We start from the raw sequence: 23,179 nt of genomic DNA on the forward strand, positions 1-23,179 counted from the left end.
CCTCAATCAGCCGAACTTCGGCAACGAAACGGTAGCCTCGTTTGGAAACCGTTTCGATGTATTTGCGGTCTCCCCGGTTCGTGCCGAGGGCCTTGCGCAGGGCGTGGATCATGACGCTGACATTGCCTTCTTCCACGAATACCCCTGGCCAGACTGACTCGATTAGTTGTTGCTTGTCTACCAAATGTCCACTGCGCTGTAGTAGGACAACAAGTATGTCGAATGCCTTAGGAGGAAGAGATATGGACTGTCCATTGCGAAGGAGGAGTCGATCGGCAGGAACTAAACGAAAAGGCCCAAATTCATACAACTGGTTGATTACATTCGACATAGCTACCAAATATTTTCTTAAGAATTCTTTTAAGTCTTCCTTAAGGACGTGATCTCGTGTCGCTCGTTAGAGTTCAACTCGGCCCAGATAAAGACGGGTTTGGAAACTTTCAAAACGAGCAAAATATTCATACCAACTAGAGTTCAACAAAACCAGGAAACAGATTTCGCAACCTCGATAAGGGCTGGAACATCGCATTATGTCTTCTGGCGATAACGTCTCTGGGGACAGGTTTCTCGCACGCAAGAATCTGCCTTAGGGAAGAAGGCCATAGCCGGTATTCGGACCTTCTCTTTGGTTCGCGACACCAGTCGTTTACAAGGGCCACAGAGAACAACGCGTGAACAAGAGAATCAAAATTGTAGACCGTTTTACAACGGTATGGTTCGAGAACGATACCAGTCCGGTTTCGCTAAGAATAGCTCCATTGATCAGAGCAGAATATTTCCGCTTTGCTTTGGAATCGATCAACGCTCCTTTTCGACTACCGCGACATCTCTTCTCGGTAACTCGTTATCTGTTTCTGCTCAGCATACTTTGGCAAATGGGCTCGTATGGCTCACGCCTTCGGGGCACCATCAAAAACATTATCTAGTCTAACGCGTACCTCAAACCTTGCCCATATGGCGTAAGAATGCCGTTTCAAGGAGACCTTAGTTTGCGTAGTGTATTCCGGAGAAAACCAGCTGAAATCCCTTCCGGCACAATATCGGTGCATTCGGTCCATAAGAATGTCGCGGGTATCGAACAGATTGATGCGCTATACGGTTACGCCGTGATCCTCACAAGTAATGATGCGGAGGCAGAGTGGCTGGTGTACGAGACATATCTCCGCATTGCACAGGGAGTGGATGAGCTTAGGGGAGGCAAAAGTTTAAAGAGTGTGCTACTCACAACATTAAGAAATCTTTGGCTGGATCAAACCCAAAGACGGCATGCTGTATCTCAGATCGGCATAATCGATGAACTCACCGCGAACGAACGGAGTGGACCTTCAAAGGACCCGTCTCATATACGAGACGTGGAAGGTCAGCGGGTACACCATGCAATCCAGCAGCTTTCGGTCGATCTTCGTGAAATCATCTTTTTACGAGAACATGAGAGACTGTCTTATCTGGAGATTGCAGATATTCTGAGCTGTTCGATCGGGACCATCATCGCGCGCCTTGAGAGTGCACGATCCAGACTCGGAGTACTCCTTCCTAAGCTACCGCAGGCTGCCCCTCCATAAGCGTCAGAGAAGCACACCTTCTTCCCGAAAATTCGCACCTGACTCCATACAGCGCGCATTCCATTTTTCAGTACGATCACCAGACACAACAGCCAGTCAGGCGCAGTATCGGGAGATACAGGGGCTTACGAGGGCCGCACTGCTGATTTTTCCCGACCCAACAAGCAAAGCAAAACGCGCATGCATTGCAGACCACTCGAGCCCGTTGGCTCGAATCATCTGATTGCCGTGTTTGTAAGTGATATCCGCGATGCCGTGCGACCTTGTGCCGTACTGTGACAGCGACATTTTGTATTGCGTGCTCGGGTCGGGCACAGAGCGGTAGGGAAGTGAAGACTTTTCTGAAGTTGAGCAATGCATGGGCTGCCCTTCGATGGAAGATGATGATCATCTTCTCGTTCTTCAGCATAGTGTCAGTTGTGATGATCACGTGTTTCTCTATTGCGCTGCTGAATGTCGTGATCCGACGAGAAAGCGCCTTTTTGATCGAGGAACGGATTAAAGTAATTGTTGAGAGCCGCAAGGGCATCATAAATCCCGTCCTGAACAGGATCGACGGATGTGAGTATGGACCCAATGTAGCCCTCTTTTCGCTCTTCACGGAGTACATGAATGCATCGTGGCCGGGGAGCCAAACTGTCGTAAGCATGCTGCCTTTAGAGGTGTCACCTGGCCGGAATCCACCGTGGCTTGACGCTCCTACCTTTACTGGTATCGTTGAAGATCACGGTAACCTTGAAATCCGTTTCCTCCGAATAGTGAAACGGAAGGGCTGTTTGGTGAGAGTCGTGGTCAGGGTACCTCTCGGCGGGGCTTATCTGGGCCAATCGGCAGCTGCTTCGGGTCTGGAAGTTGTTGACAGTCAACCGGTGATGCTGCGTCGCTACAGGCATGACGAGGGGTTGGTAGGTGAAATTGAGGCGAACTTTCTCCCGGGATCGTGGCGCCCGATTCCAGTTGTCGTTGTTGCGCGAGACTGGGAATCAGGATCGATTGAAAGTTGGGTGATCTGCCAGATTCGTCCCGGCTACTCACGGACTATTGAAGACCTTTCACGGATGGGATTGCGCAGGGCGTCGTGGTACGTTCCTCTGATCGGCATCGGATTTGGCCTGTGCCTGGCATATGCATGCGGCGTGTTTTTCTCTCTGCGGCTGAGCAGGCGTATTGTTTCGGTGATCGACACCTTGAGTTATGCGGCACAAAAAGTAGGCTCGGGTGATTTGTCAGTGAGCATTCCGGTTGCCGGGCAAGATCAACTTGGACTGCTAGTCACTTCGTTCAATTCGATGACGAACCGTCTGAGAGACCTCCGAGAGCAGGAGAAGCAACGGATTATTCTTGAACGTGACATTGCACTGGCTCATGAAGCGCAGCAATATCTTTACCCGCGGTTTGCACCTGTTTTGCGCGGCGCAGACGTGTGCGGGATAACTGCGCCTGCCCGGATCGTGAGCGGCGATTTGTATGACTTTTTCCCGTTTGATGACAACATCGTGGCCCTTCTCTGTGCGGATGTGAGCGGTAAGGGAATGTCCGCCGCACTGATGATGGCGCATCTTCAGGCGGTTGCGCATGGAAGGATGCTGGTCCATGAACAGCCGAGTGCAAGACCTTCGCCGTCTTCACTTGTTGCGTTGCTCAATCGCGATCTCTGCGGTCGTTTCGGCGACAATCGATACGCCACGATGTTTTATGGAGAATACGACTCGCGCACTCGCTTGTTGCGGTACGTCAATGCTGGGAATTGCCCACCAATCCTGATTTCGGCCACCGGTGAGGTGACAGTACTTCGAGATGGTGATTTGCCCATAGGATTATTTTCCGAACTGACTTATCACGAGCTGGGGATCCCGCTTTCATGCGGGAGTTTCATCGTTGTCTACAGCGACGGATTGATTGAGGCGCTAAATTTGCAAGGTAGGGAATTCGGCGAAGAAAGACTCGTGAGTTGCTGCAAACTGTTGCCGAAGGGAACATCGGCTGAGTCAATCTGCACGTTCTTGTCGCAACGCGTTGCTGAATGGTCAGTGGGTGCTGAACAATTCGACGATACTACTCTTCTTGTGTTGACTGTGAACTGATTGCGCAAGCGCGGGCTGGCTTTCAGGCGGTACCGACAATGAGCAGCGGGGAATTCGCCCTCACTAATTCTGAAATGACTTACGTTGTGGGGCAGGGATATCGATCAAGGCGAAAGCGCAGATCCCTTCGATTGGAGCCTCAGTACCGGCTGCTGGTAGCCGACTGTGATCAACGGGCCGCTGCCCGGAATGGTCCGAGCGACACCCATGGTCAACCTGGCAACGGACCAGCGTATTCGAAGGGAAACTGTGTAACTTAGTTCAAGATGGATGCATGTAGACAGGTCTCTTCCAGATTTGAGATAGCAGCCGGCTAAATAATCCTCAGTGTCGGGTCTTCATGATCATTGTGGATACACCCCAAATTCAGTTACATCAATTTCAGATCCGACAAGGTCTCGTATGTTGAGACGCACATAACGCGATGAAGTAGCACGGAAACGGAACGTTCGCACAGTACCTGGAGAATTGGCGACATTTTGAAGAGCGCTGAAGTGCACTCCGTCATCCGATACCTGAAGCTCGACAAGCTGAAATAGCGATAAAGGATTTGCCGATTTAAGGGTTACGCGTTGAAATGCGATGTTGTATCCAAGATCAACTGTAAAGGAAGCCTGAGAACTTCCTTCACTCTTCCAACTCGTAAAAGCTAGGCCATCGACAGCATTGGCGGGCTCGAAACCCGAAGCGGAATGTGAAGCTGTTGTTGGATGATTGTATGCGAGATTCACCGACGACAGCGGATTGAAGAAATCCGGGGGCGTGGCTCCATTGGATTGAATTGCGCGAAGATCGTCTCCATTATTGGAAAAGGCGGTCTGGGACAAATAGTTCTCGATGCTGTTGGGAAACTGTGTATCAAAAAGAGTCCCATCCGTACGGCTATTTTTGACAACGTTATTGAAAAGAAATGTATGGGCAGTTTCGGCGATACCTCCGCTCGCGGTGGCGATTGAGCCTACGCGAAGACCATTCGAGATAACATCACTCACATTGCTGAAAACAGTATTGCCATTAGTGATGCTGCGCGCGCCACTCGAGGTGGCATTGTTGTAGACGCCTACGCCGTGCCCAGGAGGATTAGGGATGTCGCGCGTGGTTGTGAAGTTCCCATATACCTTGTTGAAAGAATCGGACTGCTCAATAAAAACTCCATAGCGGAGATTGTCGATTCCCTTGTTGTCAATCGCGAAGCTGTTTGAGGTCGAGGAATCGAAATCGACTGCGTCCATATTGCAGTTCGATAGCTGATTCTCCAGCACAACGAAACGAGAATTAGCATACTGGGTCCAGATGCATCGTCCTCCAGCTTGATTCACTATATTGCGATAAAGGATATTGTAGCCTCCTCCGCGCTGAAGATGAATCATGCTCTTGCTGGTACGAGTGTCCCGCATTCCTCCATTGAGAACCGCTAACTGGTCGATGTAAGTCATCATCGCGGTAGGAAAAAAGACGGCTTCGATAGGATGTCCCGCCAGATCGATAGTGCCTCCGGAGATGGAGATAAAGGAGGCGGGATTTGTTGTGGTTATAGCGTTGGTCACGTTTTGTGTAACGTGAATGGTTCCTTTCAACAGAACAGCCGTATTCGACCCAAGAGTTAACGGCGCGGTATCGACGGTAAAATCGCCGTTCATATGCAGAACGATAAAACTGTTGGGGTTTTGTTGGACGGTCACATTGTAGATAGCTTGGACTGCCGTGACATTGCTGGAGTTAACGGTAACATCGACGCGCCCAAGGCCATTTACGATTGGATCGTTATGTTGGTTATCGATTGTAGGCGGATAAAAGTATTGGCTCGAATGCGCTTGTAAAGACCTTGTATGTGCTACCACCCAGTTCGTGGTTGAACGATCGGTGAGGTCCGTGCTATTTGAAAGTTGATTGTTGTAAAGCAGATTATTCGTACCGTCGAAGTCCACTCCGGTGGAGCGATTCTGCATCACTGCATTCCGTAATAAAGAAGTGTTAGAGCTGCTTCCTGAAAGCTGAATACCTGCGTTCTCATTTTTGTTTGCTTCATTATCAGAAATGAGATTGTTATCTCCGTCCGAAAGAATGCCTATGCCATTCCCGCGAGCCGAATTATTGACGACTGAGCTGTGTGCGGAGCTGATCTCGATACCGGCTCCTTTGTTGTCATGAAGGAAGTTATCGAGCACCAGCGCTTGCGTTATGGAGCGGACGGTAATTCCATTGCCTGCGGACCCGGCGACGTCGCACCGCATGATCGCTGAGCCACTGTCGAAGACGGTGTTCCCGTTGCCTGAAAGTACAATTCCATCTCGATCAGTATTGCGAACAGTCACGGAATCGATATTGATCTTTGTTGAAGCTTCCGCGTCAATTCCAGCGAGATGAGCAAAATTCCCCTCCAGAGTGCCCCCCGCAATGGCAACCTTACTCTGCCCCGAGACAGAAAGGAGGCTCGTCGCTTTTGCGCCTGGAAGTGCAGCGATCGTGCCATAGAGGACGAGAGACGTTTTGGACGGAAGCGTAAGAGGCTTATCGAAGACCCAGTACGTTCCCGTGAGAGTCAACAGGATAGGGCTTTCACTGTTGTTCGCGCGTATAGCGTCCAACTGCTTTTTGAATGATGGAAACAGGCACGGAATCGAACTGCAGTGCGATCGGAGTTTCGGTGGGATCGACAACATAAGTTGCAGGGGGCGGAACATACAGACCTGGTCGATGAGGACCAACGGTCTGAGCGCTCGTAAGAGTTCCTACAAAGAGAAAGGTACTGATAAATCCCCAAAAAATCACTGACGATAAATTAGAAAAGGCGGACTGCAGTACGCAAACTCGCATAAGAAGCATCTCCGACAGGGATTTGCCTGGGGAAGAAAAAGAAACAGCGGAGCGTGGATTACGGTCTATACGCCTGCTCTTGGCTTGTTGTTTCGAACAATCAGTACGTCCTGTTTCGGAACGCCATCGCATTCAATCGCAATGGTCGTGATGGGGAAATCAGGAGCAGCCGCAGGCAGGCCTGTGATGTGAAGGCGGTAAGGATCCTGAGTGAATTTGAGCTCTTGTTTCGTCTTGTGAAGACGGGCAGATGTGGCCTTTACCGTAAGTCCAGAGATCGCTACATCTCCGCCAGGCCAGAAATGCACATGCATGTAAAGGATGTTGCCGGTGCGCGTGAAGCTTCCATAATTGGAACGTCGTGGGTCGCAGAGCTCTGACTTATAGATCGTCTCTCCATTGGTATCCATCCATCGGCCGACCTCGGTCAGCACCCGCACCGATTCTTCGGGAATAGAGCCATCACCACGAGGTCCAACATTCAACAAGTAATTGCCACCGTCGTGAGCGCACGAGATCAGATTGCGAATGATAGTTTTGGACGACTTCCAATTGTCATCTGCTCGCTGATAGCCCCAGCTATCGTTCAGAGTCATGCAGCTTTCCCATGCGCGTCCGCCTGTCTCTGCCACAATCTTTTGTTCCGGCGTCGAGAAATCCCCAGGCAGCTTATTGCGATTGTTGACGATAATATCCGGCTGCAGTTCAAAAACCATTCTGTTCATTCGCTCTGATTCCCAACCAGATGCATCTAGTGGCCACGAAACGTCGTACCAGAGAACGTCGATCTTTCAGTAGTTCGTCAGCAACTCTCGGATTAGGCCGTGCGTATATGCGACAAAGCGCTTGCGGGCTTCTTCATCGTGCGCACAGCGTGCGCCATCCGGATGATGCCAGTCCATCAAAGAGTAGTAGAAGCCGACGCGTATTCCCTCTTCTCGAGCTGCATCGACGTACTCGCGAACCAGGTCGCGACCCGGACCCTGTTTGGTAGCGCAATAATCTGTCAGCTTTGTGTCCCAATTGCAAAAGCCTTCATGGTGTTTTGTGGTCATCACCATGTACTTCATGCCGGCGTTCTTTGCCAGCCTCGCCCAGGTTTTTGCAAAGCCAGGCTTCGGATGAAATTTTTTTGCAAACTCCTGATACTCCTCGAGAGGAATAGCTTGTGTCTCCATAGCCCATTCATGTCGCCCGTACTGACTGTAGGCACCGAAGTGGATAAACATGCCAAATTTGGCTGCGTGCCACCACGCCATGCGGCGGACCTGGTCTGGTGTGGACGACGCAGGAGAAGAGGGCTCCACGGTTTGAGCCTCAGTTCTTCCTGTTACGGCAAACGTTGCAAAAGACGCACCTGCACCAAAGATCGCATTACGCCGGGTGAATTTAGAAAGGTCCATGGATATTCCGCTGAATTTAAGTAACGCAGCATTTTGTACAAAGTCACAACAAGATCTGTCAATGGTAAAAATTGATTTTTAATTATGAAATTAACCCTAGGGGAATTATCAGTATGAGGTGGATGAAAACACCGATTCAATAGCCGACGCGGTTAGCATCGTCTTGGTTCAGGGGGAACGACGGCTGTCGGCCTATCGGAACCACAGGAGAGGTCGTTGCGAGTCGTAGAGAAGATTACTTTTTGCCGAAGACGTCGCCCATGCGGCGGATCTGGGCTCCGACGCCGCGGAGTTTTTCTTCGAAGCGCTCGTAGCCACGATCAAGGTGATAGACGCGGTCCAGGATGGTCTCTCCGTCGGCTACAAGGGCGGCGAGAACGAGAGAGGCGGAGGCGCGGAGGTCTGAGCACATGACGGCGGCAGACTGAAGCGGGGACTTGCCACGGACGGTAGCGTTGCGGCCCTGCACCGTGATGTTGGCCCCCATGCGGTTGAGCTCGCCAACGTGCATGAAGCGATTTTCAAAGATGTTCTCGGTAATCGAGGAGGTGCCTTCGGTCTGGGTGGCGAGGGCCATGTACTGGGCCTGCATGTCTGTGGGGAAGCCGGGATATTCCTCGGTGGAGACGTCGGCGGCCTTGAGCGGAATGTCTCCGGAGCGGACTCGGACGGATTCCTTGCCGACATCGAGACGCACACCGCATTCTTCAAGTTTGGCGATCAAGGCGCCGAGGTGAGCGGGCTCGCAGGAGTCGACGTTGAGGTCGCCGCCGGTGATCGCTCCCGCGATAAGGAAGGTCCCGGCTTCGATGCGGTCGGGGTTGATGCGATGACGGGCGCCATGAAGGCTGGTGACGCCCTGAACACGGATGGTAGAGGTTCCGGCGCCATCGATCTTTGCGCCCATGGCTACGAGGAGAGCGGCGAGGTCGGTGACCTCGGGCTCGCGCGCACAGTTCTCGAAGAAGGTTTCGCCGTCCGCGAGGACCGCGGCCATGAGGAGGTCTTCGGTTCCGGTGACGGTGATCTTGTCGAAGACGATGTGGGCGCCTTTGAGGCGGTTGGTTTTGGCTTCGAGATAGCCGTGATCGTAGGTGACGGTGGCACCCATGGCTTCGAGGCCCTTGATGTGGAGATCGATGGGGCGCCCTCCGATGGCGCAGCCGCCGGGCATAGCGACGCGGGCCATTCCGGTGCGCGCGATAAGTGGGCCGAGGACGAGCGAGCTGGCTCGCATGGTCTTGACGATCTCGTACTTCGCGACGGGATCGGAGAGGATGCCGCATTTGATGCGAGTGCGGTGTTGGGCGCGACCGTAGCCTAGCTCGACTTCGGCACCCATGGAGGACAGGAGCTTGCGCTCGGTCTCGATGTCCCGGACCTGCGGGATGTTTTCGAGGATGATCTCGTCTTCGGTGAGGATGGCGGCGGCCATGCAGGGAAGGGCGGAGTTCTTGGCTCCGGAGACTTTGATGGTTCCGAGAAGGGGGTTTCCGCCACGTACAACGAACTTATCCATCTTTCCAGTTTACGAAAGAGTCACGAGGAAATGGGTGCTGAGATTGGTACAGAAAAAATGAAGCCGCCGTTGATCGGCGGCTTCACAGATAGAGAAACGAGACAATTAGCTGGCGGGGGGAGGAGTGGTGGAGTCGGGCTGCTGCTGTTGCTGGCGTCTTCCGTGAGAGCGCCGCATGGACTGAAGCTGCTGCAACTGGTCTGGGGTGAGAACGGTGGCGAGCTGGGTCTGCGTGTCTTTGTGGATGGCTCGGAACTGTTCTCTGCGCTGGTCTGGCGTGAGGCTGGTATCGGAGCGTAGCGAGGCGACCTTCTGCTGCTGGGTGGCCAGAATGGGCTCCAGTTTCGCAGTCTGATCGGCGGAGAGACCGAGGCGTTTTCCGATGTGCTGTGCAGCCTTCTGCGGATCGAAGTTGCGGTGATGGCGGCGACCTGACTGGTCTGCCGGTTGCTGTGCGGTGGCATCGTCTGCCGGTGACTGGGTCGCCTGTTGGGAAAAGGCCACAGGAGCTGTGAGTGTAAGTGCCAGGGCTGAAGTAAGAAGAAAGCGTTTCATGTGTTCGTTCGCTCCTTAGGTAGCGCTACGCTACCGGATGCTGCTGATGGAATAAACACAGGCAGCGGAGAATGTTGTGGTGAAGTTTTTCAAGTCGAGAAGGTGATTGGCCGGATCTCTTTAGGAAAGGACAGGCCTGCTGGAAGTATTGATCCAGCAGGCCTTTTAGATCTTCTTAACCTGCCTAGAAGAGGATTCGAGCGCCGAGCTGGATGCGCCGGTTTGGAAAGTAACTGCTACTTCCCAAATCTTCCCAAAATTTGCATCGGAGAGGGTTCCATTCGGCTGACCGAGGTTGGTGAGGTTGAAGACGTTGCTGACTTCGCTTCGGAACTGGACCTTAACCCGTTCGTGAATGGGGAAGTCGCGGAAGAGCGAGGCGTCTACGTTTCGAGTGCCGAGCCCGTCTAGCGCGTTGTAACGAAAGGTGCCATCCTGGCCCGCGGCGCCTGCTGCGCTACGCCGATCTTGAAGTCGGAGCCACAGAATTAGGCGGCTCTCGTTAGCAGAAGATGGGATTCAGATAAGTAAATGTGTTATCGTTACCACGCGCAAAGCACCCTACATTATCGCGGACGAAATATGCAAGTAGATTCGATGGTGAAGGAAAGGCCTTCCTCAAATGGAGAAAGTTAGGGAAGTTTTGCGGCGCAGGGTTTGAAGCAGAGAGACCGTCGTAGAGATGTTTTCGGCATGTTTGGCAGATCGTGGGCTGAGTGGGGGATCTATTTAGCTCTTCAAGGAGGCGAAATTAAGGTAGCGATAGCACAATGGTCCTTCGTGAGTATGATTGTCAGGACATAGGTTCAAGTCCCTTATGCCAAGACGCGCCTCTGCTTCGGTCGCCCGCCCCACAACGCTTGCCGACATTGCACGCCATGCGGGAGTGTCGGTGATGACAGCATCCCGCGCCATCAATGATTCCGGCTATGTGAGCGAAGTTGCTCGCAAGAGCGTGCTGCAGGCTGTGGAAAAATTGAACTACCGACCCAATATTCCCGCTCGTCAGCTGAAGATCCGAAGGCTGGACGCGATTGGGATTCTTCTACCTGATATCGCAAATCCATTTTCAAGTGAGCTGGTAAACGGTATAAAGCAGGTCTTTGATCCTGAGGGCTATACCGTATTTATCGCGACAAGCAATCGTTCCATCCAGCAGGAGAATGCCAGCCTGCAATCCTTTCTGGATCATCGCGTGGATGGACTAATTGTGGCAACACGAGGAACCGCGATGGGAGACAAGGTTCTTCACTCCGTTGCCCAGCAGAGAATTCCACTGGTCACGATTGGGAGGCCGGTTGGGTTTCGCGGTATCGATTCAGTGACAGCAAACCATTATCAAGGAGCGTTCGATGCGGTGACACACCTTATCAAGCTGGGGCATAAACGGATCGGATTTGTAGGCATCGCTCCGGAGAATGGGAAGTTCCTGCGCCGGTATGAAGGCTATCTGACGGCCCTGAAGGAGGTTGGAATCGAGCCTCGGAAGGAATATACGGTTGGGCCTGCTGAGGGACCTGCATACGCGACGCAGGAGGATGGTTATCGCGGGATGCTGCAGCTCGCGCAACTGCATCGTCCGCCGACGGCTATCTTCGCACGCAACGACTTCACTGCCATTGGCGCAATGCATGCAGCGCACACGCTGGGATTGAACATTCCGGGAGATATCGCGATAGCTGGTTTTGACAATATCCCGCTTGCGGCATTCACAACTCCTCCTCTTACCACGGTGGAACAGCCGATTGCCCAGCAGGGCCAGGAAGCGGCGCGCTTTCTGCTTGAGCGAATTCGAGGCCGTTCCCAGGATTGTGCGGCCACTATGGAGTGTCGGCTGATCGTTCGCCAGTCGACGGATCTAAAGTTGCGTGCCCCGCATCGATAGAAAGCGCGCTGCGACATAAAGTTCGACTCGTTTTGGTCGGAGCATCGGCGACGAACGGGTTCCTTGTCTGTCGCTTTCCGTGGGCCCCATCTCTACTGGAACTGAACTCACTCCCCGTTGTCCACTTCGGCGATCTGCAAAAAATGTTTGGGTTGCTATGGCTTGGCCATCTTTCAGGAATAAAAGTTAGTTCCATTGACAAAAATTATTTTTCTACGATAAAAATCTCCTTGCTGGAGTTTCTTTATGAAAAATGCGGTGCGTTTTTTTTATGCGGTTTTGTTTCTCTTCAGCCCCGCGGGTCTGATAGCACAGGTCACAACAACCTCCATCGTCGGAGTAGTGACAGACCCTACAGGGGCAGTCATCCCCGGGATTACGGTTACGGCGACCGATGTCGATCGCAATCAATCCAAAAGCGCTATTACGGGAAACTCCGGATCGACTTTCTTCTGACGGGGAACTACACCGTCACGGCGAAGGCGAGCGGCTTCAAAACCTATACCCGGGCGGGCATTCAATTGAATGCCGGCGCGCCCGCCGCGATCGATGTCCAGATGAGCGCGGGGGATGTTACAGAGAAAGTAGAGGTTTTGAGTTCTGCGCCGCTGATCAATACGGTGAACGCAGAGGTTGGAACGACGATCGATTCCACGCAGATGATCGAACTGCCGCTGGTGAACCGCAACGCGTATCAGCTGCTTGATCTGACTCCTGGAGTGCAGACGAACTCAAACGTGCAGTCCTTCGGAGCGCCCGCCCAGATCACGCTGATCAATGGCGGCTCCGATAACGGGGCAGGCTCAGTGAACTACTTTCTAGATGGCGCGCCTAATTTAACAGGTTTGAGGAACACTGGAAATATCCTTCCAAACCCGGATGCTTTGCAGGAGTTTCGTGTCCAGACAAGCAACTATGGGGCACCATATGGACGTTTTGCTTCGGGCATTGTGAACGCTCTTGTGAAGTCGGGGACAAACACCGTGCATGGCGCTGTGTTTGAGTTTATTCGGAACCAGGCTTTCAGCGCGCGGGACTGGGGATCGTCTCCCACGCTGGCGAAGGCGCCGCTTCACCGCAATCAGTTCGGCGCTACCCTGGGCGGCCCAATCTTCAAGGATCGGACGTTCTTCTTCGGTTCTTATGCGGGCCTGCGCCAGAGTAGTGGCACGTTTCTGAATAACGCAGTTTTGCCGACGGTTGCCGAAGCTTCGGGTGATTTTCGCGGCTCGGCAAAGAAGCCAGTAAACCCACTGACAAATGCGCCTTATACCTGTCAGGGGGTGCAGGATGTGATCTGTGGCGCAAACCAGGATCCGGTGGCAGGGAACCTGCTTAAGAGTTATCTTCCCGCGACGAATACGACGATCAACGGACTTCCCGGTTGGCAGGGCTATTACACGGCTCCTTACAACACCGATGATTTTCTTATCAAGATCAATCACACTTTAAGTCCCAGCCAACAGCTTGCCGTAACCTACTTCAATTCAAGCGGACTTACCTCGGTGCGAGGCGGTTCGAGCAACGTGCCCTATGCATCGCAGCAGCAGATTTGGCGGCAGCAGAATGCGGTGATCAACCATACATGGACGATCTCCCCAAGCGTTGTAAACAATATCTGGGTTTCGTATACGCGTTTCCTTTCCAATCGCGTGAATACGCCAGAGGTTTCGCTCGCGGACTTCGGCTCTGCATTTACACCGCAGGGTGTTCATGCCCTGCCTAATGTCTCGATCACCGGCTACTTCAATCTTGGTGATTCCAACGGTGGTCCGGGATTTACCAACAACTACGCCGTACGCGATCTGGTTACATGGACGAAGGGAAGTCACAATATTCAGTGGGGAGGGGAAGCGGTCCTGGACAAGTCGCAGAAGGTGGCGAATCTCAATAACTTTGGATCATTCACCTTCAATGGCGGTGCTACTGGGAACCCATTTGCGGATTTTCTTATCGGCAAGCCGAGTTCGGCGCAGCAGGACGCTCCGGCCTCAGTCTCTGCAGTGACGTTGACAAGCTCGCTGTTTCTACAGGATGACTGGAGGATGAATCGAAGGCTGACGGTGAATCTTGGAGTACGTTGGGATGTTCAGACGCCGCCGGTGGACACCGCCGATCGTGAGTCGGCCTTTGTTCCGGGCCAGCAGTCGACCATACGACCCAATGCTCCTACGGGACTTGTCTTCCCCGGAGATAAAGGAATTACACGTGGCATTACACCGGTCTCATACCGTCATTTTTCCCCACGAGTTGGCTTTGCGCTCGACCCGTTTGGTACAGGGAAGACGGCATTGCGTGGCGGTGCGGGCATCTTCTGAGGATCGGTTTCAGAAGAGAGCTGGATGGCGAGCGGAAACACGATTCCATTCGCCGTTCGGTATAGCTTTGTGAACATCTCGAAGACGACTGGACCTACTTTGAGCAATCCCTATCGCGACCAGCCCTCCGGAAACATCTTTCCGTATAGCGGAGGCTTCTACCCGGTAGCTGGTCCAATCCAGCCAACGAGCCCAAATACCCGCTGGCCGTATACAGTGCAGATGAACATGTCTGTGCAGCAACAGCTTACAAATTCTCTGTCGTTGTCGGTGTCTTATGTAGGATCGCTTGCGAAGGAGCAGCCCTTTGCTCCAGACAATAACTATCCTTCGCTCAATACCAACTATGGCGGTAGTGCGGGAACCTCAGGCTGTACTGCAGGGGGGATTACAGCTACAACAGCAAATGTGCAATGCCGTCGGCCCTATCAACCCTTTGGAACAATTCTCCAGTTGGGCAGTCCGCAGAACTCGTCGTTCCATTCGCTGCAGACCACGATCACCAAGCGGATGGAGAAGCATCTTTCTATCAGCGGATACTATATGTGGGCAAAGTCGCTTTCGAGCGTTCAGCTGGAGAGCTCAGGCCCAGGTGGCTCAACCGCACAAAATGCAAATAACCTGAGGGCAGAGCGCGGGCGCACAGACAACGACTATCGTCATACCGCGACGATCGGTATTGTGTGGCAGCCGGATTACTACCAGGGACAGAATCGATGGTTGCGGAATATCACGAATGGGTGGGAGATCTCACCTCTCGCACGATTACACACCGGCGCACCGTTCACGGTAATGAATGCATTGGATGCAAACCTGGATGGGAATACCAATGACCGCGCGAGCGTGACCGGCGATCCGAATTCAGGCGGCCACTCCTTGAACCAATGGTTCAATACAGCGGCCTTTGCACAGAATCCTGTGGTCAACGGCCGCCCCGTGGATGGGAATGCGCCACGCAATTTCGTTACCGGACCTGCGACGCATACGGTCGACCTCAATCTTGCAAGGACATTCGGGATTACGGAACGCGTGAAATTCCAGTTCCGGGCCGAAGCTTCGAATGCATTAAACGTAGTCAACTTTGCCAATCCTGACAGCACAGTAAATACGGCGACCTTTGGTAAGATCCGTACTGCCTCTCCTACGATTCCAATGCGCCAGATTCAGTTTGGAGGGAAGATCCAGTTCTAGCTTTCGGACAAGGGTATGAAATTCAGTGCGGAGAAGATGAAGTACATGAGAATTGCTTCTGGATGGCTGGTTTTCACGCTCATTGCCGGTTCGTGTCTCATGGCGCAGGTAAAGCAGCCGCAGGGGCGGGTCGTCACGGAAAAGATTGAGTGGACCTGGGCAGATCGACCCGAGCATCCGAATGACGCTCTCCCAAACGTTTTATTGATGGGAGATTCCATCACTCGCGCTTATTATCCTGAGACCGCGAAAGAGCTTGACGGCATCGCGAATGTCTACCTGTTTGCTACCTCCTGTTCTTCCGGTGATCCCCGGCTTGTTGGCCAACTGCGGGACTACTTCGAGATGGTGGGAGTTCCGTTCGCCGTTATCCACTTCAATAACGGGATGCATGGGTGGGGTTACAGTGAGGCGCAATATGCTGGCGGACTGCCGGCTTTTGTCGCCGCGCTCCGCAGGGGGTCTTCTAAGGCGAAGCTGGAGTGGGCAACGACTACACCTGTGCGCAAAGATGCCGTGGATGTTGGGCGTACCAATGCCCGCATCGATGAACGGAACCGTCTTGCAGCGGTAGTGATGGCACGGGAGCATATACCGATCGACAATCAGCATGCGCTGATGATCAAGCATCAGGACCTGCATGGGGACGATGTGCATTTCACGAAAGAGGGAAGCGGCTTGCAGGCTCGCGAAGTTGTAGCCTCCTTGAAAGAAAAACTGAAGCCTTCTTCGTGAAACGCAAGCCTAGAGTTTGCGAGAATGAGAATAAGAAAGCCCGCTTTTTGCGGGCTTTACTGTTGCTGCGGTAAAGCCCGAGCTCAGGGCTGAAGTTGCAGCGTTTCCGTTCGTAATCAGGGCATTGGGTATTTCGGTTACTATTGAGCTTGAATTTTCATATTTTCGTACAATTTTCATTTTCTACTTTTCAATGCCTTGTCCCATTCGTTATAGTTGCGCGTGGGTGAAGTCCCGGCCGGAACGCAAGCGGTTGTCGCCTCAGGGTCAACTTGAGCGGAGGACACCGGCCCTTCCATTCCACTGACTGGAATAGGAAGCTACTGGCCGTTCAGAAAAGGAATGCGATGAAGCCGGTCGATGCACATCAAGGAGGCAAGGTCCGATTCTTTGTTATCGCCGATGACCTTACCGGTGCTTGCGACTCCGCCATCGCATTCGCTCAACGAGGCCTGGCGGTCGAAGTTTTAATGGAAGGCAGTGTGGAGTCTTCAATCGATGGAACATGGGCGGTCAGTACGGAGAGCCGAGATGTTCCAGTAGAGATCGCTGTCCAGCGCGTGCGGGATTCGCTGATGCGGGCAACTCAGGCCAGCGAGATCTTCAAGAAGGTAGATTCGGTATTCAGGGGCAATTCGTTCGCGGAGATTCGCGCCGCGGTTGATTTTTCTTCGTGCGATCTTGCTGTGATGAGTCCGGCGTACCCCTTGATGGGCAGGACCGTAAAGGGCGGCATCCTGCGGATCACTGAAGCCGGGGAGGAGCGTATTGTTGATCTTCGCGAAGGGTTGGCGCGTGCCGGTATGTCTGAAGTAGCCCTTCTTCACTCGGGTTGCGCTGCACGGCCAATGAGCGAACGTATACGGAATGTGCTGAAGGCTGGGAAGAAGTTTGTGCTCTGCGATGCAGAGTCTTCGGAAGATCTGCGTTCGACTGTAGCGGAAGCACGCCTTTGTGCCGAAGACATTCTGTGGATAGGGTCCGGCGGGTTGGCTCATGCGCTGGCATCGGAACTACCCAAACTGGATATGCAACAGAGGCGGCGATTGATAGATGGTCCTGTTGTGCTGATTGTAGGTAGCGACCATGCCGTAACCAGGAGACAGATTGAGGCGCTGAAAAACAGAGTCCCAGTGTTGGAGTCTGCCATTGAAGATTTTTTAGGCCCGGCTTCCGAGTCTCAGGTTGTGGTTCTCAACGTCACTCGAAACTCTACGACCACAGATCAGATACGGCAGGCTTTCTCTTTACTGGCTCCGCATGCGATCGCCTGTTGTCTGCTGACCGGGGGCGATACGGCTGCTTTGGTATGTCGTGCCCTGGGAGTGCGTTCCCTGCGACTGCATGAAGAATTTGCTCCGGGGCTGCCACAAGGAGTGGCGGTGGGGGGGCTTCTTGATGAAGTCCCCGTGATTCTTAAATCAGGCGGGTTCGGTAATGATGATGTGCTTTTCGAGCTTTCCAGTCGATTGACTGTGAGAAAGGAGTTGGCGTGAGCGAGCGTTTGCCAAAGATTGCCATAACCCTGGGTGATCCTGCCGGAGTTGGTGGAGAGGTCCTATTAAAGGCTCTCGCAGATCGAGAGATAGCTTCGTCCGCCGAGTTCCTCGTGATCGGCGACCGGGCTGGAATCGATGCAGCTGAGCGGAGCACAGGCGTACAGTTCGATGGGCTTGGAGTGCGGTTTCACGATTGCGGGGTTCTGAATCGTGACGAGCCGGTGGAGTACGGTGCGTTACGCGCGGAATATGGCAAGGCAGCGGTGCGCTATGTTCATGACGCTACGCTCATGTGCCTTAATAACGAAGTGGACGCCATGGTTACCGCTCCTCTTAATAAGGAGGCGGTCTCTTTGAATGGGATGAAGTTCTCGGGGCACACGGAGTATATCGCTGAGCTTTGTGGTGTGAAGGGCTCGCGGATGCTGCTGGCGGGAACAAAATTAAGCGTGGTCCATGTGTCAACGCATGTGAGCCTGAGAAGCGCGTGCAACCTTGATACGGCGCGCATTATTCAAACGATCGAGCTTGGCAATAATGCGATGAAACTGCTTGGCAAGGCGAAGCCGCGTATTGCGGTCTGCGGGCTTAATCCGCACGCCGGGGAACATGGTCTGTTTGGCACGGAGGACGAGGAGTTCATCAAGCCGGCGGTAGAGGCCTGCAGGGCTCGCGGTATCGATTGCGAAGGTCCAGTGGCCCCGGACACGATTTTCTTCAAGGCTGCCAAAGGGTCACATGACCTTGTCGTCGCGATGTATCACGACCAGGGGCACATTCCGATGAAGCTGTTGGATTTCGAAGCCACGGTCAATACATCTCTTGGAATTCCTATCATTCGCACTTCGGTCGATCACGGAACGGCTTTCGATATTGCGGGTAAGAATCTCGCCAGTGAAGCGAACATGAAGGCCGCGATCCGCATGGCAGTCACGATGGCTCGTCATCGCCTTCTCCAGGCAGTGCAGGCATAGGCGGAGACGATGCGTGTTTTCGATATCGCGGTCATTGCAGCATATATAGCGGGCCTTATCGGGATCGGTATCCGCTTCGCACGCAGGCAGACGACTACCGATAATTACTTCCTGGCGAATCGCTCGATTCCAGGATGGGCGATGGGATTGTCGCTTCTGGCGACCATCATCACCAGTGTCACGTTTATCGCCTACCCGGGCTCGGCTTATGCCGGGGACTGGTCGTTGTTGATTCCAGGCTTCATGTTCGTTGTGGTGCTAATTATCGCGGGAGCTGTGATCATCCCGTTCTTCCGCCACGTGGTGCATATGAGCGCCTACGAGTATTTTGGCAAACGCTTTGGCCAGGGAGTGAGACTGTATTCTTCGTTCGCCTTTGCCATCGGGCATTTCTCGAAGATGGGATTTGTCTTTTATCTGCTGGCTCTGACCCTGAGCAGTATGACGGGATGGCCGGTCGACCACGTGATCGCGCTGACGGCGCTGATCACGATTGCTTACACCCTGCTGGGCGGTGTCGAAGCGGTTGTGTGGAGCGATGTTGTGCAGGGCTTTGTACTTTGGGCGGGAATCCTGGTTTCGATAGGGTTTCTACTTTTTCTTCCCCCACAGGGGCCGGGCGCGGTTCTGTCGGATGCCTGGACTCACGGAAAGATGAGTCTGGGAAGCACTTCTTTTAGATTCGACAAACCCACGATGATCGTTCTGGTGATCTATGGCTTTTTTTTCTACGTGCAGAAGTACACGGCTGATCAGACGGTCGTGCAGCGTTATCTGATTGCTAAGTCTGACCGCAGTGCCCTTAGGGGCATCACTCTTGGTGCCGTGCTGTGCGTCCCCGTATGGACTGCATTCATGCTTATCGGAAGTCTGTTGTGGAGTTTCTACCGCGTTACCGGTGAGAAGCTTCCGACGACAATTCATAAGGCCGACCAGATCTTTCCTCATTTCCTGGTGACTCATATTCCTCCTGGATTGGCGGGGTTATTCACTGCCGCCCTCTTAGGCTCAGCTATGGCAATGCTGGCGTCGGATATGAATTGTCTCTCGGTCATTGGGGTGGAGGATTTTTATGCCGCGATCCGCCCCCGAAGTCCCGACCGCGAGCGATTGCGTGTGGGAAGAATCATTGTTGCTGCGAGTGGACTGGCGGCGGCGGGTGTGGCGCTTCGGCTGGCGCATAGCCATGGAAGCGCGCTCTCGCTCTATTACACGATTACGGCCATCGTCGCTGGTGGCTTGGCAGGATTGTTTCTTCTGGCATTTCTGGTCCAGCGAGCTACCCGGCAGGGGGCCACCACAGGTATCGTCGCGAGCTTGGTTTTTACGATTTGGGCCACCCTGACCAAAGATGGGAAGCTGGTTGACCTTGGTCGATTCAACTTCACATGGCATGACTACATGATTGGAGCGATCGGTCACGTAATCCTCTTCGTCTTCGGTATCTTCTTCAGCTATCTGCTTCCGGGAACTCCCCTCGCTCCGAGCCTGACCTTGCAGGGTTGGCGGAGACGAAAGGAAGCCCTTGCGCTCACCGTTGCCGAAGTCGGTCGTTAACCTCACGGATCCTTCACCTTGTTTCAGGAGTTTTTATGAATCGCTTGCACCGCGCCATCCAAGCCGCTGACGGAAAACCGCTGCTTGGAGCTGCCTTATATTTTCACGATCCAATCTTTCTCGAAATCGCGGCCCACATGGGCTTCAAGGTGATCTGGATCGAGATGGAGCATGCGGCGATCTCTTTTGAGCAGGCTGCCGACCTGTGCAGGATGGCCGCTGGGACAGGTATGTTAACGATGATTCGTATTCCGGATGCTCGCCGCGAGAGTGTTTTAAAGGCGGCTGAGTGCGGACCCGATATGATCGACATCCCCATGGCAGATTCACCCGAGCAAGTTGCGGAGCTTGTGCGATATGCCAGGTTTGCCCCATTAGGCGCCAGGGGATTTTTCAGCGTATCGAGAGCTCTAAAATATGGCATCGTGGAGAGCGTGCCCGAAGAGCAACAGAAGCTGAATGAAGAACTCAGCCTGCTTGCCCAGATCGAGACGACGGAGGCCCTAAGGCAGATTGAAGAGATCGCCTCTATTCCCGGTGTCGATATCTTTATCGGTCCGGCTGATCTGGCTGCCAGCCTCGGATTTCCTGGACAGACAGGTCATCCGAAGGTGCTTGAGGCAACAGAAGCAATCGTGAAAGTCGCGCGCAAGCATGGCAAGAAGGTGGTTACTGCCTGCGGTGCGTCGGACTTTATCCATTGGACTCGGCTCGGTATTGACCTGCTGTTCTGCACCAATGATGTGGTGTGTCTTAAGGTGGGTGCACAGTCTGCTCTTCAGAGCGCGGCGGAAGCCATCGCGCAGGCTGAATCGGAAAGGCTTGCTTCAAGCCGAAATGGCGCAAGGGCTTGATGAGAACGATCACCTTTCTGCAGCCGAAACGGCTTGTCTTCGGTTCAGGATGCTCTGAGGACTGTGTCGATTATGTTGCCTCGCTGCCAGAGCGGCGGGTGCACATCGTCTCGTCGAGATCGCTGCGGTTGATCGCCGAAAAACTAGGCGCAAGACTTAAGGAGAGAGGATCCACCGTGTCTCTCGACTTCAGCATCGATCGCGAGCCCACGCTGAACATGTTCGGGATCGCGCTGGCGAAGGCCCGGGCGGTAGAGGCGGACTGCGTTTTAGGCATCGGGGGCGGCAGCGTGCTTGACGTGGCAAAGCTGCTTGCGGCGTTTTCCGACAGTCATCAAAAGGTGGAAGAGACGTTCGGCATCGGACTCTTACATGGCCGAACGGCCCACTTAATCTGTATTCCTACGACTGCCGGTACAGGGAGCGAAGTCTCCCCGAATGCCATTCTTTTGGACGAGACCGCAAAACTGAAGAAGGGTGTCATCAGTCCCTATCTTGTTCCTGACGCCACGTTCGTTGACCCGACACTCACTTGTACCGTTCCTCCTGCGGTAACGGCGGCGACTGGATTAGATACGCTTACGCATTGCATTGAAGCCTACACGAACAAATTTGCCCATCCGCTGATCGATCTTTATGCACTTGAGGGTATCCGGCTTTGCGCAACCTATCTCCCAAGGGCGGTTCATAGTGGAGAAGATCTGGAAGCTCGAGAAGGCATGTCCAGGGCGAGTCTTTATGGGGGCTTGTGCCTCGGGCCGGTGAATACCGCGGCTGTTCATGCCTTGGCGTATCCCCTTGGAGGAGAGTTTCATTTAGCCCACGGCGTATCGAACGCTATCTTGCTGCCCGCGGTGTTTCGCTTCAATGCAGAGGCCGATCCCGAACGTCATGCTGCCGTGGCGGTAGCCCTTGGAGAGAGCTCAGGCGGAAGTCAGGCAGCGGCGGCTTTGGCTGGAGCCGATAGGCTGGAAAGACTTGTCTCCGAGTGCGGTGTTTCGACAGACCTCGGCAACTATGGCTTACCGATCGCGGCAATTCCGCAAATGGCAGCTAGCGCTGCAACGATGACCCGCCTGCTTCGAAACAATCCGCGCGAGATGAGCCTTGCGGATATTGAGAGGATATACAGGCAATGCTTTACATCGCTCGCCTGAACAAAAGCATTCCTGGCTCTGGACCGGCGGGTTTTCAGCTTTGCAGAACTTGTCGAAAGTGCGAGATTCGGATGAGTGTACATTTCTAAGTGAGAGAATCTCGGAACGAGACGTTCGGTCTTGCTGCCTATTGTTCTACCTCGAACTGCCGGACCGTCGGCTGTTCCGCCTTTCTTATGATCTGAGCCACGATGATAAAGTCGCTCTTTACAGACGGAGTAAAGATTGGAAGACATACACGAAGACAGCCTCAAGGTGCCGGCACAGATATCCTTATCCACGAGTGAGCCCAAAGGACGGGGTCGTCATCGGAGTGTCGAAGCGGAAGAGGCGATCCTCAGGGCTGCGCTTGAGCTTTTGGAGCATAAGCCTCTTCGCAAAGTAAGCGCAGATGCGATTGCGCAGAAGGCGGGGGTCAGTAAGGCCACCATCTATAAATGGTGGCCGAACAAGAACCTCGTAGCACTTGATGCCTTTCTGGCCCGCATGACGGAACGCGTGCCGATGCCCAACACGGGCTCAGCAGAACAGGACTTCATGCAGCAACTTCAGTCGGTGATGGCGTTTTATACCTCTCCCCTGGGGCGGCTCTTTGGTCAGTTTATTGCGGAGGGGCAGAGCGATCCGAATTTTCTTACCCTGTTTCGGGAGCGTTTTCTCTACCCGAGACGAGACGCCGCACGGATCATGTGGCGTCGTGGCGTCGATCGAGGGGAGATACGCAAGGAGATCGATCCGGAGATGGTCCTCGATCTGATTTACGGCCCGATGGTCTTTCGGCTGCTGGCCGGCCATGGCTCGATGAGCGACGAGGAGGCTGTTGCTATGGTAAAGACTATATTCAAGGGTTTGCGATGCTCGAATGACGATTAGTCGGCGCAAGGTGCTCCGCGGCGGTAATCGGCCATCAAGAACAAAGATCTGAGTCTAAAGATCCGTCAAAAACGTCAAATACTAGACTGCGTGTCTAGTATTACTTTGTTATTAATACAGACGCTTTTTCAGGTTACGTCCTTCTGGCCACCGACACTGTTTCCGTCGGTCTCTGGAAGTGTTTTTGGATGGAGCT

15 protein-coding genes and 3 pseudogenes are annotated in these 23,179 nt (G+C 53.5%); 12 read left to right on the forward strand and 6 right to left on the reverse strand.

The features are described from left to right. Nucleotides 1–37 precede the first annotated feature (37 nt). Nucleotides 38–331 (reverse strand): annotated as a pseudogene (locus AC5S26_RS18845) (winged helix-turn-helix domain-containing protein); the annotation flags it as partial. Between the two features lie 634 nt (nt 332–965). On the opposite strand from AC5S26_RS18845, the gene AC5S26_RS18850 reads away from it, so the two are divergent. Together AC5S26_RS18850 and AC5S26_RS18855 are read left to right on the forward strand one after the other, a co-directional pair. Then, a complete protein-coding gene (locus AC5S26_RS18850; protein ID WP_494186468.1) occupies nt 966–1,562 on the forward strand; it encodes an RNA polymerase sigma factor in 597 nt (198 codons plus the stop codon). Between the two features lie 329 nt (nt 1,563–1,891). Continuing rightward, nucleotides 1,892–3,646 (forward strand): PP2C family protein-serine/threonine phosphatase, encoded by a 1,755-nt coding sequence (locus tag AC5S26_RS18855; protein ID WP_494186469.1) that lies wholly within the window; start codon nt 1,892–1,894, stop codon nt 3,644–3,646. Nucleotides 3,647–3,990: 344 nt separating this feature from the next. Here the strand turns inward: AC5S26_RS18855 and AC5S26_RS18860 are convergent, their stop codons facing one another. The 5 genes and pseudogenes from AC5S26_RS18860 to AC5S26_RS18880 all read right to left on the reverse strand — a co-directional run bounded on the left by AC5S26_RS18860 (nt 3,991) and on the right by AC5S26_RS18880 (nt 10,459). Continuing rightward, nucleotides 3,991–6,234, reverse strand: a complete 2,244-nt coding sequence (locus tag AC5S26_RS18860) for a right-handed parallel beta-helix repeat-containing protein (protein WP_494186470.1) — start codon at nt 6,232–6,234, stop codon at nt 3,991–3,993. Nucleotides 6,235–6,528: 294 nt separating this feature from the next. Further along, nucleotides 6,529–7,866, reverse strand: a pseudogene (locus tag AC5S26_RS18865) (alpha-L-fucosidase). Between the two features lie 235 nt (nt 7,867–8,101). Then, nucleotides 8,102–9,385 carry a UDP-N-acetylglucosamine 1-carboxyvinyltransferase gene (murA, locus tag AC5S26_RS18870; protein ID WP_494186471.1) on the reverse strand — a complete coding sequence of 428 codons (1,284 nt, stop codon included), beginning with the start codon at nt 9,383–9,385 and terminating at the stop codon, nt 8,102–8,104. A gap of 105 nt (nt 9,386–9,490) precedes the next feature. Further along, entirely contained in the window at nt 9,491–9,940 is a 450-nt protein-coding gene (locus AC5S26_RS18875) for a hypothetical protein (RefSeq protein WP_494186472.1), read from the reverse strand. A gap of 165 nt (nt 9,941–10,105) precedes the next feature. Beyond that, a complete protein-coding gene (locus AC5S26_RS18880; RefSeq protein ID WP_494186667.1) occupies nt 10,106–10,459 on the reverse strand; it encodes an outer membrane beta-barrel protein in 354 nt (117 codons plus the stop codon). Nucleotides 10,460–10,757: 298 nt separating this feature from the next. On the opposite strand from AC5S26_RS18880, the gene AC5S26_RS18885 reads away from it, so the two are divergent. The 10 genes and pseudogenes from AC5S26_RS18885 (at nt 10,758) to AC5S26_RS18930 (ending at nt 22,983) form a co-directional block, all read left to right on the forward strand. Beyond that, a complete protein-coding gene (locus tag AC5S26_RS18885; protein WP_494186473.1) occupies nt 10,758–11,825 on the forward strand; it encodes a LacI family DNA-binding transcriptional regulator in 1,068 nt (355 codons plus the stop codon). Nucleotides 11,826–12,071: 246 nt separating this feature from the next. Continuing rightward, the gene (locus AC5S26_RS18890; RefSeq protein WP_494186474.1) at nt 12,072–12,281 is read left to right on the forward strand and encodes a carboxypeptidase-like regulatory domain-containing protein; all 210 of its coding nucleotides are present in this window, start codon (nt 12,072–12,074) and stop codon (nt 12,279–12,281) included. Nucleotides 12,282–12,484: 203 nt separating this feature from the next. After that, nucleotides 12,485–15,334 (forward strand): annotated as a pseudogene (locus tag AC5S26_RS18895) (outer membrane beta-barrel protein). Nucleotides 15,335–15,379: 45 nt separating this feature from the next. Continuing rightward, nucleotides 15,380–16,069 carry an SGNH/GDSL hydrolase family protein gene (locus tag AC5S26_RS18900; RefSeq protein WP_494186475.1) on the forward strand — a complete coding sequence of 230 codons (690 nt, stop codon included), beginning with the start codon at nt 15,380–15,382 and terminating at the stop codon, nt 16,067–16,069. Between the two features lie 347 nt (nt 16,070–16,416). Then, nucleotides 16,417–17,565, forward strand: a complete 1,149-nt coding sequence (locus AC5S26_RS18905) for a four-carbon acid sugar kinase family protein (RefSeq protein WP_494186476.1) — start codon at nt 16,417–16,419, stop codon at nt 17,563–17,565. Continuing rightward, the gene (pdxA, locus tag AC5S26_RS18910) at nt 17,562–18,542 is read left to right on the forward strand and encodes a 4-hydroxythreonine-4-phosphate dehydrogenase PdxA (protein WP_494186477.1); all 981 of its coding nucleotides are present in this window, start codon (nt 17,562–17,564) and stop codon (nt 18,540–18,542) included. The genes AC5S26_RS18905 and pdxA overlap by 4 nt, the downstream gene beginning before the upstream one ends. Nucleotides 18,543–18,551: 9 nt before the next feature. After that, nucleotides 18,552–20,099: a sodium:solute symporter family protein gene (locus AC5S26_RS18915; RefSeq protein WP_494186478.1), complete on the forward strand. Its 1,548-nt coding sequence runs from the start codon at nt 18,552–18,554 to the stop codon at nt 20,097–20,099. Nucleotides 20,100–20,134: 35 nt separating this feature from the next. Then, nucleotides 20,135–20,953 (forward strand): HpcH/HpaI aldolase family protein, encoded by an 819-nt coding sequence (locus tag AC5S26_RS18920; protein ID WP_494186479.1) that lies wholly within the window; start codon nt 20,135–20,137, stop codon nt 20,951–20,953. Beyond that, complete coding sequence (locus AC5S26_RS18925; RefSeq protein ID WP_494186480.1) at nt 20,953–22,110, forward strand: iron-containing alcohol dehydrogenase; 1,158 nt, start codon at nt 20,953–20,955, stop codon at nt 22,108–22,110. The genes AC5S26_RS18920 and AC5S26_RS18925 overlap by 1 nt, the downstream gene beginning before the upstream one ends. Before the next feature lie 225 nt (nt 22,111–22,335). Further along, nucleotides 22,336–22,983 carry a TetR/AcrR family transcriptional regulator gene (locus tag AC5S26_RS18930; protein WP_494186481.1) on the forward strand — a complete coding sequence of 216 codons (648 nt, stop codon included), beginning with the start codon at nt 22,336–22,338 and terminating at the stop codon, nt 22,981–22,983. Nucleotides 22,984–23,179 lie beyond the last annotated feature (196 nt).

The sequence above is a fragment of the Edaphobacter sp. FHG110511_03 genome, assembly GCF_059115365.1.